Annotated in this window: 13 protein-coding genes and 1 pseudogene; 10 read left to right on the forward strand and 4 right to left on the reverse strand. The window is 64.3% G+C overall.

What is annotated here, in order from left to right:
• Nucleotides 1-8: 8 nt before the first annotated feature.
• The 3 genes from CTP10_RS30520 to CTP10_RS30530 form a co-directional block, all read right to left on the reverse strand.
• Nucleotides 9-1070 (reverse strand): 3-keto-5-aminohexanoate cleavage protein, encoded by a 1062-nt coding sequence (locus tag CTP10_RS30520; RefSeq protein ID WP_116318447.1) that lies wholly within the window; start codon nucleotides 1068-1070, stop codon nucleotides 9-11.
• A gap of 147 nt (nucleotides 1071-1217) precedes the next feature.
• On the reverse strand, nucleotides 1218-2198 hold the full coding sequence (locus CTP10_RS30525) for a quinone oxidoreductase family protein (RefSeq protein ID WP_116318448.1): 981 nt from the start codon (nucleotides 2196-2198) through the stop codon (nucleotides 1218-1220).
• A gap of 237 nt (nucleotides 2199-2435) precedes the next feature.
• A complete protein-coding gene (locus CTP10_RS30530; RefSeq protein WP_147316196.1) occupies nucleotides 2436-2741 on the reverse strand; it encodes a hypothetical protein in 306 nt (101 codons plus the stop codon).
• A gap of 279 nt (nucleotides 2742-3020) precedes the next feature.
• Here CTP10_RS30530 and sorT point away from each other — a divergent pair, with 279 nt between their 5' ends.
• Nucleotides 3021-4262: a SorT family sulfite dehydrogenase catalytic subunit gene (gene sorT, locus CTP10_RS30535; RefSeq protein ID WP_116318449.1), complete on the forward strand. Its 1242-nt coding sequence runs from the start codon at nucleotides 3021-3023 to the stop codon at nucleotides 4260-4262.
• Nucleotides 4263-4273: 11 nt separating this feature from the next.
• Nucleotides 4274-4609 (forward strand): SorU family sulfite dehydrogenase c-type cytochrome subunit, encoded by a 336-nt coding sequence (gene sorU / locus CTP10_RS30540; RefSeq protein ID WP_116318450.1) that lies wholly within the window; start codon nucleotides 4274-4276, stop codon nucleotides 4607-4609.
• Nucleotides 4610-4631: 22 nt separating this feature from the next.
• Here sorU and CTP10_RS41165 read toward each other — a convergent pair whose 3' ends face one another.
• A complete protein-coding gene (locus tag CTP10_RS41165; RefSeq protein ID WP_317924626.1) occupies nucleotides 4632-4838 on the reverse strand; it encodes a hypothetical protein in 207 nt (68 codons plus the stop codon).
• Nucleotides 4839-5176: 338 nt separating this feature from the next.
• Here CTP10_RS41165 and CTP10_RS41315 point away from each other — a divergent pair, with 338 nt between their 5' ends.
• The 8 genes and pseudogenes from CTP10_RS41315 (at nucleotide 5177) to CTP10_RS30580 (ending at nucleotide 12308) form a co-directional block, all read left to right on the forward strand.
• Complete coding sequence (locus CTP10_RS41315) at nucleotides 5177-5326, forward strand: SpvB/TcaC N-terminal domain-containing protein (protein WP_442875260.1); 150 nt, start codon at nucleotides 5177-5179, stop codon at nucleotides 5324-5326.
• A 48-nt stretch (nucleotides 5327-5374) separates the two neighbouring features.
• Nucleotides 5375-5558: pseudogene (locus CTP10_RS41320) on the forward strand (IS6 family transposase); the annotation flags it as partial.
• 387 nt (nucleotides 5559-5945) lie between these two features.
• Nucleotides 5946-7175, forward strand: coding sequence for a sigma-54 interaction domain-containing protein (locus CTP10_RS30555; RefSeq protein WP_158577641.1), 1230 nt, complete (start codon nucleotides 5946-5948; stop codon nucleotides 7173-7175).
• Nucleotides 7176-7459: 284 nt separating this feature from the next.
• Nucleotides 7460-7669 (forward strand): hypothetical protein, encoded by a 210-nt coding sequence (locus tag CTP10_RS30560; protein WP_147316197.1) that lies wholly within the window; start codon nucleotides 7460-7462, stop codon nucleotides 7667-7669.
• A 64-nt stretch (nucleotides 7670-7733) separates the two neighbouring features.
• Nucleotides 7734-10223 (forward strand): phage tail sheath family protein, encoded by a 2490-nt coding sequence (locus CTP10_RS30565; protein ID WP_116318454.1) that lies wholly within the window; start codon nucleotides 7734-7736, stop codon nucleotides 10221-10223.
• Between the two features lie 10 nt (nucleotides 10224-10233).
• On the forward strand, nucleotides 10234-10734 hold the full coding sequence (locus CTP10_RS30570) for a phage tail protein (RefSeq protein WP_116318455.1): 501 nt from the start codon (nucleotides 10234-10236) through the stop codon (nucleotides 10732-10734).
• Nucleotides 10735-10742: 8 nt separating this feature from the next.
• Nucleotides 10743-11522 (forward strand): hypothetical protein, encoded by a 780-nt coding sequence (locus CTP10_RS30575; protein WP_116318456.1) that lies wholly within the window; start codon nucleotides 10743-10745, stop codon nucleotides 11520-11522.
• A gap of 6 nt (nucleotides 11523-11528) precedes the next feature.
• Nucleotides 11529-12308 (forward strand): hypothetical protein, encoded by a 780-nt coding sequence (locus CTP10_RS30580; RefSeq protein ID WP_116318457.1) that lies wholly within the window; start codon nucleotides 11529-11531, stop codon nucleotides 12306-12308.
• Nucleotides 12309-12310 lie beyond the last annotated feature (2 nt).

Genomic DNA, 12310 nt, shown 5'->3' on the forward strand with positions numbered 1-12310 from the left:
CGGGCTTCTTACATGCATTCGAGCTTGCGCAGGAAGCCCTGGTGGCCACCGTTGCGATTCGGTGCGAAGCCATTCTTCTGAAGCGTCTCTTCCACCGTGTCATAGAACACCCCAAGCTGCAGGATCTCCCGGGTCTGTTGCGCGGTCGCAATGGGACGACCAAATTCGCCGGCAATACGCACCAATTGCTTGATCTGCTCGACGGTGCTCATCTTGCCCGTGCGGGTCTGGTTCCAGAGTACGTCCTCGATGCCACACCGCACATGCAAGCCCAAAGCCATGCCGATCATGTTGATCGGCAGCACATTCAGCACCGAACTCTCCACCGTTACCACGGCACCGTCCGGCACAGCACGCAGAATGTTCGCCAGGTTGTAGATGTTCGCCTGGTCCATGCCGCCGCTGATCGCCACCCAGTTCATCACCAGCGGGCCCTTGTAGACGCCGCGGCGAATCATCCGCTCAATCGTTTCAAAGCTGTTGATGTTGTAGCACTGGAACTCGCTCTGGATTCCGGCGGCAGTCAGACGTCGAACGTGCTCCTCGAACCAGCTGGGGTTCGAGGGCACGACCATGTCCTTGTAGGTTGAATAGAGTTGCGGGAATCCTCGCGAAACGCCCTTGAAGTCGTCAACACCAGCATGCTCGGTCACATTCATCTGCGACGTGTTGACGGTCACCGTGACCTGGTCGGGCTTCGGATCGAGTTCGGCCAGCATATGGCGAGTGTCATCGCTAAGCCATTTGGCACCTTGCCCCTCTTCAGGCGCGAAGCTGATTGAACCTCCCACCTGGATGACCATTTCCGGACAGGCGGCGCGCACTCCAGCGATCAGTTCGTTGAACTTGGACAGGCGCTTGCTACCCTTGCCATCTTCTTCGCGCACATGCAGATGCAGCACTCGCGCACCGGCTTCGTAGCAATCCACTGCCTTCTGGATCTGATCCGCCATGGTGACAGGGATATCTTCGGGGAAGTCCGAAGGAATCCAGCCCGGCGCGTAAGGAGCGGCGGTGATGATCAGGGGCTGCTGGTTCTCGGGATACAGGTGGCCGTCAAGGAAGTTCATGTTGATGGATCTCCAGGTTGAGATGTGGATCTTGAGAAAGTCGAACTAGATGAGAAAGCTGCTTCGCGAAGCAGCGGCGGCGGATCCTGAACAACCGGACTCGACTGCCGACTTGGCTAATGCCGCCCGGACCAGGGAGGGAAACTGTCAAATCACGAAAATGGACGAGCCGGTGGTCTTTCGAGATTCGAGGTCCCGATGTGCCTGCGCGGCATCTTCCAGCGCATAGCGCTGATTGATCTCGATGTGGATGCGGCCCGCGGCCACGTGGCCGAACAGTTCATCCACGAGTTCCGCCTTTTCGGCAGGATCAGCGATATAGTCGGCCAGGCCCGGGCGAGTCACGTACGCCGAGCCCTTACGCGCCAGAATTGCCGGATCGAACGGTGGGATCTTGCCGGAGGCGGTGCCGACGCAGACCAGTAGGCCGCGGCGCTTGAGGGAGTCCAGCGAGGACATGAAGGTGTCCTTGCCCACGCTGTCGAAGACCACGGACACCCCCACGCCATCCGTCAGTTCCCGCACGCGCTTGGCCACGTCCTCATGGCTGTAATTGATCGTGTGGTCGCAGCCATGGGCACGCGCCACTACTGCCTTGGCCTCAGTAGAAACCGTTCCAATCACTGTCAGCCCCAGCAGCTTGGCCCATTGTGAAATGATCAGACCGACCCCCCCCGCCGCGGCATGCAGCAGCACGGTGTCGCCCGCCTTGAGTGGCCAGATCCGGCGCAGCAGGTAGGCAGCTGACAAGCCCCGCATGGTCATGGCTGCCGCGACTTCGCAGCTGATTGCCACCGGCAGCTTGATCAGCGGTGCGGCAGCGATCAGTCGCTCCGTGCTGTAGGCGCCCAACGTGGGGGTAAATCCTGTATAGGTCACACGGTCGCCGACCGCCAGATGGGTGACGCCGGCACCGACGGCCTCAATCACGCCGGCGGCCTCGTTGCCGATGCCGCTGGGCAGCGGAATCTCATAAATACCGCTGCGGAAGTAGGTGTCAGCAAAATTCAGGCCGACGGCCACGTGACGGAGGCGGACCTCCCCCGGCCCCGGCTCACCAACATGGGCGTCCTCAAAACGCAGGACGTCTGGCCCGCCTGTTTCATAAATCCTAACGACTTTCGCCATGTCGTCTCCTCTTCTCTATTTGATAGGACGGTTCACCTGCGGCTTGCCGTTTGAGCATGAAAAAGGACAAACCAGTGTGGTGACTCAGTTGGTCCGGGCTGCAGGAAATTTGCTTCAGACGGCATGACGAAGCCGCCTGTGGCTCTCACAGTCAGCAAGCCTGCAAGCAGGCTTTCAGCCAGTAGAAAGTTGGCAAGAAAGGCATTTGCACCTCCTTTAACCGGTTGATGTCTGCGTTCATCGAATCATCTGGCCAGGCGCAGTTTTCCGCTTTCCCTTGCACGCCTCGTACTTTCCGGTTTGCGACAAGAACCGAGCGGTGCAGGTGCGCTGGATCGTCGATTTCCGCAGCTTTGAATAGCACCGCAATGCAAGACAGCTTTGCGCACGTGCGCTGTCCGCCGCCCAACCCGCCAGCCCACCGAAGTCACGCTGACTTTCGTGGAGGCTGCCGACGAGCCGTCGCCCTGCTACGAAAGGCAAGGCCCAGATCTCTCCGGAACGCCGATATTCGAATTTGCCTTCCCACTCGTCGATCATCATGTGGGTGCGCGCGGGCCGGGCGCCTTGGATAAGGCGGCTGGCAGCTTGTCTCAATTACCTGGCGACTGTCCCGAATTGGTAAATGGATGTCCCGAAAAGATAAGCGGCACAGGCAGGTACGCGGGATACTCGGCACCGGAAATGCTGGCGCCCTATCCGGCCAATGGAGGCCGTGGGTGTTAGTTGTTTCTGAAATAGACCATCGCCTTCTGTCTTCGCCGAGTCGCTCCAGACAACGGGCTCGGTGATCTGAACAATCATCGCTATAAGTAGACCCTAATGTCAGAGAAAACAGGTTCGATCCTTGCGGAGTCAGTCATTAACCTTGAACGTCGCCGCCTGATGGCCGGGGGTGCAACTGCGATCGTGGCCTCCATGTCGGGCCTGGCAAAAGCTGCTGACACGCCGGCGGCTACGCCAGCGGCTGGGGGGAAGCCGCTGCCGGCTTATGTTGCATGGAAGGATCCGAATGCAATGATCGTCCATTCAGGCAACACCCTCGAAACCAGGCGGGCTGCGTATGGCACCAGCATCATCACGCCGGCTGACCAGCTGTATATCCGCAATAACCTTCCAGCACCCGATGTGAGCATCGTTGCCGACCGCGATGGTTGGGAGCTCACAGTTGAAGGCGTGAAGAATCCGCGCAAGTTGACGGTCAAGGAACTCAAGACCATGGGACTGGAAACTGTAGCGATGGTGCTCCAGTGTTCTGGTAACGGCCGCGGCTATTTTCCGAGCAAGCCGAGTGGCACGCCCTGGCAAGTAGGTGCAGCCGGATGCGTGATATGGAGCGGTGTGCCGGTGCGTGCGGTGATCGAAGCGCTGGGCGGCATGGTGGCTGGCGCTGCCTACATGACCAGCACTGGCGGTGAGAAGATTCCGGAAGGGATCGATCCAAAGACCGTGATCGTGGAGCGTTCGGTGCCCAAGAGCGCCATCGACGATGCGCTTCTGGCATGGGAAATGAACGGTGAGCCAATCCCGCATGCCCACGGCGGGCCGTTGCGCATCATCGTGCCCGGCTATTCCGGCGTGAACAATGTCAAATACATCAAGCGCCTCGCCTTTACCACAGAGCAGACGGACGCGGCGATCCAGAAGACCGGCTATCGCTTCTCGCCTCCGGGAGAGAAGGGAGATCCCAGTCAGCCTTCGATTTGGGAAATGAGCGTCAAGTCGTGGATTAACAGCCCGGCCTCCGACGGCGGTCCGGTTTCGGCGGGTCTCGTGCAGATCAAAGGTGTTGCCTTTGGCGGTATCAATGCGGTGCGAGGCGTGGAAGTCTCCATCGATGGCGGCAAGACCTGGAAGGCTGCAAGATTCGTCGGCCCGGATCTGGGCCGCTATGCATGGCGCCAGTTCGTGCTGCCGGTGAAGCTGACGCCAGGGACGTACACGATCGCGTGCCGCGCAACAGACTCCAAGGGTAAGGTTCAACCGGAAGAGCGTGTGGAAAACGCCCACGGCTATAACAACACCAGCTGGCGCGACCACGCAATGCAAATCACTGTCGTTTAAAGGGAAAAGGAATGCCGTTTTACGTAAGACAGGCAGCAAGCGGAGCGCTTGCTGCTATCGCTGCACTCGCTGGCGGCAATGCACTGGCGCAGGCAAATATGGAAGAGGGAAAGAAGCTGTTCACTCAGACTGCAGTACCGGCATGCGCGGTGTGCCACACGCTGGAACACGCTGGCGCACAAGGCGCGATCGGCCCGAATCTGGATGAACTCAAGCCGGATGCATCGCGTGTGGAAATAGCGGTGCGCAACGGTATTGGTCAGATGCCAGCATTCAAAGGCTTGACCGATCAACAAGTCGCGACGCTGGCGAAGTATGTGGCGGCCTCTACTGGCGCTGCAAGATGAAGCAATAAAGAGGGCGGCCCCGTTACCTTTCGGGTGGCAGTTGCACGATTGCCGCCAGGGATACGTCGGGTGAGAGCCGGTAGATGATGACCACCGCGACGTTGATGTCGTGCTGCAGGTAGGGCGCGGCCACATGGCTGAAGTCGGATTTGTCACCATCATCCGCCCTGTTCTCGGAGCAGACCGGACAGGCGTGACAGATGTGCGTCGTCGCGCAGACGCCGAGCATCCTGTCTGCGTCGAAGGCAACGACTGGCTCGCCTTCCAGGGAATTGTCACGTGCAGATCAGAATTAAATTGCGTGCAATTTGCGTTTTGGTTGGCTTCATCTACGCTCCACTCATTGCTCGGATCCGCCTGTGTGCGCCGCCCCGTGCAAGAACAAGATGCAACAATCCGGGAGCGCCTGCGATGAGACCAGGCACGATAGTGGGCGAAGCCGCAGGCGACCACCAGGAGACGCGGCGAACAGCTGCGCCGCCGTCGCTCACGTTAGCCAAACGCGGGGGAGCGATCCGCGGCATCGGCGAAAAGTTTGCCGCCATCCCCGTCACAGGCACCGGCGCGATGTCGGTGCCACTCGCGACCATCCCGGGGCGTTCTGGTTTTGGACCCCAACTCTCTTTTGCGCTTCGACTCCGGCGCGGCACCGTCCCGTTCGGCTTCGGCTGGTTGCTTTGTCAGTTTGACGGACCGGTCACGTGGATCGAGCGATGAGCAAGGCGAAACCGTCTCTATCACGGACACCGTTTTCAGGCTGCGCTCATCAGTTGCGCAGTGCCCTGGTACTTTCGGTTTCAGCTCAGCCGCCGTGATATCGGCGAGTTGCTGTGCGAGCGTGGCGTGGTCTTCAGACATAAGCGATTTGGCGCTGGTGCGCCAGATTCGGTGCCGTCTTGCATAGTTTGTCTAGCCGGCTCGCTGCAAGCCACGCAGCACGTGGCACCTGTGTTGGGCCATGTCAGTGCGAGCAACCCTGGATCGCGGCCCTGCAGCAAACAGGCAGTCCGCATAATGGCTAGCCTGTTGAGTGCGAAAAACAGGGGCAGGTTCTCTCAGAGGGGGCATCATGGCAGCAGCGGGGTCGAATCCAGACCGAACCGCGGCGGCGCTCGCGCGCGGCAGCGCGGCCCCAGCTCCTGAGGGCGCTCATGACTGCGCGCCACTCCAGCTGCAGCTTCGCACCTTCCTCGAGGACCCTTCCGCGGTCGACCGGACGCGCCGACTGATAAGCTCGCTCGGTTCCTGCGACGGTGCCCCGACGGGGACGCCGGTCATCATCTTCGATTGTTCCGACGGGCCTCCGCAGCCGATCCCGCCGCTAGGCGTCGTCCTCTTGACCGACGTCGCCCATCTGGCCGCGTGCTGCGCGTCGCTGTGCAGCCTGCGCGCCGCCTGGCCCGGCGTCCCGACCGTGGTGCTCGCGCAGGACCTTCCGGAGGAGCTGCTGGCCCGCTTGCTCGCCTGTGCTCCGTTCGATTTCTGCCAGCTCTCCGGCTCGGATGCCGAGATCCGCCTGCGGCTGCGCCGCGCGCTCGGCCTGCTGCCCTGTGTCGAGCCCGCGATCGAGCCAGCGCTGCCGGCCGACCTCTCGTCGCGGTTGATCGGTCGCGCCCCGGGGTTCCTGCGGATCGTGCGACGCGTGCCCGTGCTGGCGGGCTCGACTGCGAGCGTGCTGTTGCTCGGCGAAACGGGCACTGGCAAGGAGGTCTTTGCGCAAGCCATCCATTACAGCTCCCCGCGCGCGCGCGGGCCGTGGGTCGCGATCAACTGCGCCGCCATTCCCTCGGAGCTGGTGGAAAGCGAGCTCTTCGGCCACACGCGCGGTGCCTACACCAATGCAGTGGCTGCGCGCGAAGGCCTGGTGCAGGAGGCCGAGTGCGGCACGCTCTTCCTCGACGAAATCGATGCGACGCCTCTTGCCGCGCAGGCCAAGCTGTTGCGCTTCCTGCAGGAGAAGGAGTACCGGATGGTGGGCTGCAGCCAGCGGCGAACCGCCGACGTTCGGGTGATCGCGGCGAGCAACCGCGATCTGCGCCGCGCGACCGCAGCCGGGACTTTTCGACAGGACCTGTTCTTCCGCCTCAACGTGCTGAACCTCACGCTGCCCCCCTTGCGCGAACGGCGTGAGGACGTGCCGGCGCTGGCGATGCACTTCCTGGCCCAGGCCAATCGCGAGTGCGGCCGCTGCCTGGGCGGCCTCACGCCCGGCGCGCTGCATCGCCTGCTGGCGCACGACTGGCCTGGCAACGTCCGCGAGTTGAAGCATGTGATTCAGCGTGCCGTGCTGCTGGCGCAGGGGAGCACGTTGCAGGCGGCCGACATCGAGCTTGATGGCGAGGCGCCGGGCGCCGCCTTCGACGACCGGGTCGTGCCCATTTCCTTTCACGAAGCCAAGGCCAGGGCGGTCGAGGCTTTCGAGCGGCACTACCTGGAACAGCTCCTGGTGCAAAGCCACGGCAATATCACCCAGGCCGCGCGCGCCGCCGCCAAGAACCGGCGCGCCTTCTTCGAGCTGTTGCGGCGCCACGGGATCGACGCCGCGCATTTCCGCAACCTGAACTGAGGCCGGCGCCCCAGGACAAAGAAGTCCTACCCCAGGACATTTGCACGCAGAGCCCGTCGGCGCTCCGCAGGGCCCGCGGGCTATGGCGCCCCGCCACGCGTACCGGCGAGGGGGGCTGGAGAGAAACATCCTGCCTCCACCGCCTGCTGCAACCGGGTTCCCAGGCAAATCAAGGATTCGCGCCATCGCCTCAGGCAGGCCCGGCTTTTGCGGTGGTCCTGGCGCAACCCGGAAAGGCGGTGATGGATGCGTTGGATCCTCGATATCCCGCAGTGCAGGCACTCATGGCGTACTGGCTCGCGCATCCACAGGCATCGGACACCCTGGAGGGAATATGCCAATGGTGGTTGAACCCCGAGACATTGCCGTCGCCGCGGGTCGAGCCGGCGCTGCTGTGGCTGGTCGAGCGTGGTGTCGTTATCGCCCATCGGGCGTCCGACGGGCGCGTGCGCTACCGGCTGGCGTGCCAGCCTCCATCCGATCTCCCGCCATGAAAGCTAGCGGGGCGGCCCCGCGTGCGCGCCGCGATCTCTCACCACTTCATTGCAGGAGGCCTGCATGCCAGTCGCATTGACTTACCCTGGGGTCTACGTGCAGGAGGTGCCCAGCGGGGTTCGCACCATCACCGGCGTCGGCACGTCCATCGGGATGTTCATCGGGCGCGCGCGCAAGGGCGAGCTCTACACGCCATTGCAGTGCCTGAGCTACCAGGACTTCGAACGCGGGTTCACCTCGCAGTTCGCCCAAAGCGAACTGCCGACGTCGGTGCGATTGTTCTTCCAGAATGGCGGGACGCAGTGCTATGTATCCCGCATCGCCGATCAGGAGAAAGGGGGGACTACGCTGCGGGCCGCGGCCGTCCAGTTGCTGACCGAGGCAAAGACGCCTTCGCTGGCGATCGAAGCGCGCTCGCCTGGCACGTTCGGCAACGACATCCGCATCCGGGTCAGCTACAACACCACCCAGCCGGAATCGACCTTTAACATGGAGGTCTTCCGGTGGATGCAGAACAGCACCGGCGCACTGCAGAAGGTCGACGTCGAGACGCACCTGGGCCTGCACATGAATCCGGCGCACCCGCGGTATGCGCAGGACGTGCTGGAGCAAAACTCCAGGCTGATACGCGCAGCCGACGTGAGCCTGCCGATTCCCGCGAGTCCGGCAGGACGCGGATTTTCGCAGGGCGGCCGCCCCATCGCCGCGCGCACGGCCGCGATTTTCCGCGACGAGTGCATCGCGCTTTTCGGCCGCAAGCCCTTGCCTGCGCGTCAGAATTTCCAGTTCCGCATCTCCGTGGATGGCGGCACCTCACAGCAGATCGACCTGGGCGACCTCGACTTCACGGTGGCGCCCCTGCTCGCGCCGGCGACCATCCTCGCAAACCTCCCGACAGCGATCGAAAGCCTGATCAACGCACGGGTCAGCCCGGCGCAGGTGCATGTGACGCTCGAGACCGGTCCCACCGGCCAGGCCGGTGAAAACAACGCCAACACGCGGTTGCTGCGAATCGCCTCGGACAATGGCGACGTATTCATCGATCCCGGCCCGGACCCGACCATGGATGTGGCGGGCGCGCTCATGCTCGGCACGGCTCAGGGCGGCATCGAAGTCTCGCGCTGGGCGCGCAAGCGGCCGGCGCCGAACGGCGTGCTGTTCCAGCCGGATTACTTCGGCGGCACGAATTTCGTGTCTTTCGCGCAGTTGCCGCAGGCCGGCGGCACCGCCATCACGGACATCACCATCGGCGCCGTGACCGTCCCACTGGTTGGAGCGAACGCACTGAACACCACCCCGGCCGTCGTGGTCGGCCCCGACGTGCCGATCGTGAACCCGAAGCTGTTCCAGGACCGCAACAGCGTCAAGCCGCCGGCCCAGCCCGACCCGGTGAGCGACGGCGTTCGCGAAAAGTGGGCCATCGTCGCCACGGCCGTCATTGCGGCGCGCGCGGCCGATCCCACCAAGAGCCCGTGGAGTGCGGAGGTCTGGGGGTCGCGCCTGGCCATCGTCGCGGCAGACGGCGGCGACGGGCTCTCGGGCCTGGTGGTCACCGCCGGCACCGACATCGGACCGAATTTCAACAGCAACGTCCGCTACTACAGCCTGGGCACTGGCGCCGGCGCATTCCAGAGCGCTGCAGTTCTGGGCAATGACGGCGGGCCACCGACGCTGGCTGACTACCAGAAGGCCTACGAGCGAATAGACCAGGAGGTCGACCTGTTCAACCTCCTCGTGCTGCCCAAGGATGCGCAACACACCGATGCCACCACGAGGGCCCTGTGGGGACCGGCCAGCCTGTTCTGCCGGCAACGGCGCGCCTTCCTGATCATGGACCCGCCGGCCAACTGGCCCGACTCGCAAGCTGCGGCGGGAGCGGTTGTCGGCGTCAACACGCTGCGCGTGGGCCTGGTGAAGGATCACGCGGCGGTGTTCTACCCGCGGCTGAAAGTGAACGACGGCGCCAGAGACGTGGCGGTCGGCCCCAGCGGCGCGATCGCCGGCCTGATGGCGCGGATCGACGGCACGCGCGGCGTGTGGAAGGCGCCGGCCGGTACCGAGGCCGACCTGCGCGGCATCTCCGGCGTGGAGCTCAGGTTTTCCGACGGCGAGAACGGCGTGATGAACCCGAAGGCCATTAACACCATCCGCGTCTTTCCCAACGGCATTGTCAACTGGGGCGCACGCACCATGGACGGAGACGACGGCTTCGGCTCGGAATACAAGTACATCCCGATCCGCCGGCTGGCCCTGTACCTCGAGGAAAGCCTGTACCGTGGCTTGAAGTGGGTGGTGTTCGAGCCCAACGACGAGCCGCTGTGGGCGCAGATCCGCCTGAACGTGGGCGCCTTCATGAACAACCTGTTCCGCCAGGGCGCGTTCCAGGGCACGGTGCCCAAGGACGCCTACTTCGTCAAGTGTGACGCGACCACCACCACGCAGAACGATCGCGACCTGGGCCTGGTCAACATCGTGGTCGGCTTCGCGCCGCTCAAACCGGCGGAGTTCGTGGTGCTGACCTTGCAGCAGATGGCCGGCCAGATCCAAACGTGAGGAGAAGCTCATGGCGCAGTTCCCCGTCAATACTCACCGCTTCGATCCGTATAAAAACATGCTGTTCCGGGTCAAGTGGGACGGCCGTTTCGTGGCCGGCGTCTCCAAGGTCTCGGCGCTCAAGCGTAGCACCGAGGTGGTTTCGCACCGCGAAGGCAACGACTTCAGCACGTCGCGGCATTCGCCCTCGACCTGGAAGTTCGAACCGATCACGCTGGAGCGCGGTGTGACCCACGACCCCGAGTTCGAGCTCTGGGCCAACAGGGTCTACACCGTGGAGGCCGGTTTCGTGCTGACGCTCAAGGACTTCCGCAAAGACATTCTGATCGAACTTCTCAACGAGCAGGGCAAGGTGGCCAAGACCTACAAGGTATTCCGCTGCTGGGTATCGGAGTACCAGGCGCTGCCCGAGCTCGATGCCAACGGGCACGCAGTGGCCTTCGAGCACATCGTGCTGCAGAACGAGGGCTGGGTGCGTGACGTCGAGGTGCCCGAGCCCGCCGAGACCTGAGCCAGACCATGCCCAATGTCAGCGAGCGAATTCCCCTTCGGCACGTGGCCGCGCAGCGGCTGCTCGTGCGCCTGCGCGAGCCACTGGGCAGCGACGAATTGGCGCTGGCCGGTGTAGACACGCGCGCCGCGGTGGCGCTGCTGGATCGGTTGATGGAGGACGCACCGTGCAGCGCCGGCGAGCTGAGCGCGAGCGACCGCGACGGCCTGCTGTGCGCACTGCATCGCCATCTGTGGGGCGACCGCATCGTGTCGTCGCTGGAATGCGAAGCGTGCGGCGCGATGTACGACCTGTCGTTCGAACTGAGTGCCCTGCAGATGCAGCTGGCCGCACAGGCCGAGGCGGCCGCCGTGGACGCGCCGCGCTTGCTTGCCGATAGCCGGGGGCGGCACTATCGCTTGCCGGACGCGGCGCAAGAGGAGGCCGCGGCCCAGTACGGAATGGTGCAGGGACACGCGCATCTGCGCGCGCTGGTCGCGGGAGCGGAACAGGCGCAGGCCAACCCGCAGGAACTGGACTCCCGCCTCGAGACGCTCGCCCCGCTGGTCGACGTGGAGCTGGACGCGAACTGTGCCGAATGCGGCGAACCGCGCCAGGCCCGCTTCGACGTCCAGTCCTTCGTGTTGCAGCGCCTGCTGGACGAGCGCGAGGCACTGCTGGATGAAATCCATGCGATGGCCGGCGGCTACGGGTGGCCGCTGCACGACATCGTGTCGCTGCCGCGCGGCCTGAGACGGAAGCTGGCGCAGCGGCTGGCCGGCGCGGCCGCGCCGGGCGCCTGGGGCTGAACCCGTATGGACTACCTGCGGCGCCTCCTCCTTCGCTCGCTTGCCGTTCCGCGCGAACACGGTTCGCCCGTGTTCGATCCCTTCGCGCAGGTGATTGGCTGGGAGTTCGATGGGTACGCACCGGCGCCGCAGCAGGAAAGCGCAGTTGAGCCGGTGCGTGCTGCGGCACCGGCTCCGGCGCCGCAGCGGCTCGAACCGGTGGCGTTGCCTATGCAGCCGTCGCAAGCGCCCGCATTCGACGCAGCTGCGGCCGACGCGTCTGAAGCCGTCGATCCGCCTGCAGTCGCCCAGCTGCCGCCGCCTGCGTCCGGCACCCGGGCGCCGCCGGCGCGCAACGACAACGCTGGGCCAGCCGCGCCCGAGCGCGTGCTGCTGACGCAAGCCGATGCCTTCATGGGTTCACTCGGCATGAAGTCCGTGGTTGTGCCCGAGGTGCCAGCGCCTGATCAAGCCATGGCCGCGCCAAGCGTGCCTGCAACGCGTCGGCATCGCGCTTCGGCCCCTGCGCCGCACACGGACAAGTCCGGCGTGCCGGTACTGGTGCAGCCCGCGGTCCCACCGGCGAGCCAGCAGCCAGGCCCCCAGGCGAGGCTGCGTGGCAAGCCCGGGCCGGCAAAGGCAGCCACGGCGCCCGCGGCAGCCGCCGCGCCCCGCAGCGCATCGCCGCTCGCCGCGCCGCCTCAGCGCATGGTGCAAACCACCGTCGTCGTCGCGCCCAGCGTGCGCGGGCTCGACGACCTCGCGCACAGCAGCGGCATTTCGCGCTTCGGCATCGGCCAGAGCTGAGA

Origin of the sequence: Cupriavidus sp. P-10, from assembly GCF_003402535.2 — a bacterium.
Lineage (GTDB): Bacteria > Pseudomonadota > Gammaproteobacteria > Burkholderiales > Burkholderiaceae > Cupriavidus.

Coding starts and splice junctions, on each gene's coding strand:
- CTP10_RS30565 (WP_116318454.1), top strand. CDS start 7,734: ATGCCAGTCGCATTGACTTACCCTGGGGTCTACGTGCAGGAGGTGCCC.
- CTP10_RS30570 (WP_116318455.1), top strand. CDS start 10,234: ATGGCGCAGTTCCCCGTCAATACTCACCGCTTCGATCCGTATAAAAAC.
- sorT (WP_116318449.1), top strand. CDS start 3,021: ATGTCAGAGAAAACAGGTTCGATCCTTGCGGAGTCAGTCATTAACCTT.
- CTP10_RS41315 (WP_442875260.1), top strand. CDS start 5,177: ATGTCGGTGCCACTCGCGACCATCCCGGGGCGTTCTGGTTTTGGACCC.
- CTP10_RS30520 (WP_116318447.1), bottom strand. CDS start 1,070: ATGAACTTCCTTGACGGCCACCTGTATCCCGAGAACCAGCAGCCCCTG.
- CTP10_RS41165 (WP_317924626.1), bottom strand. CDS start 4,838: ATGCTCGGCGTCTGCGCGACGACGCACATCTGTCACGCCTGTCCGGTC.
- CTP10_RS30575 (WP_116318456.1), top strand. CDS start 10,743: ATGCCCAATGTCAGCGAGCGAATTCCCCTTCGGCACGTGGCCGCGCAG.
- CTP10_RS30530 (WP_147316196.1), bottom strand. CDS start 2,741: ATGATGATCGACGAGTGGGAAGGCAAATTCGAATATCGGCGTTCCGGA.
- CTP10_RS30560 (WP_147316197.1), top strand. CDS start 7,460: ATGGCGTACTGGCTCGCGCATCCACAGGCATCGGACACCCTGGAGGGA.
- CTP10_RS30580 (WP_116318457.1), top strand. CDS start 11,529: ATGGACTACCTGCGGCGCCTCCTCCTTCGCTCGCTTGCCGTTCCGCGC.
- sorU (WP_116318450.1), top strand. CDS start 4,274: ATGCCGTTTTACGTAAGACAGGCAGCAAGCGGAGCGCTTGCTGCTATC.
- CTP10_RS30525 (WP_116318448.1), bottom strand. CDS start 2,198: ATGGCGAAAGTCGTTAGGATTTATGAAACAGGCGGGCCAGACGTCCTG.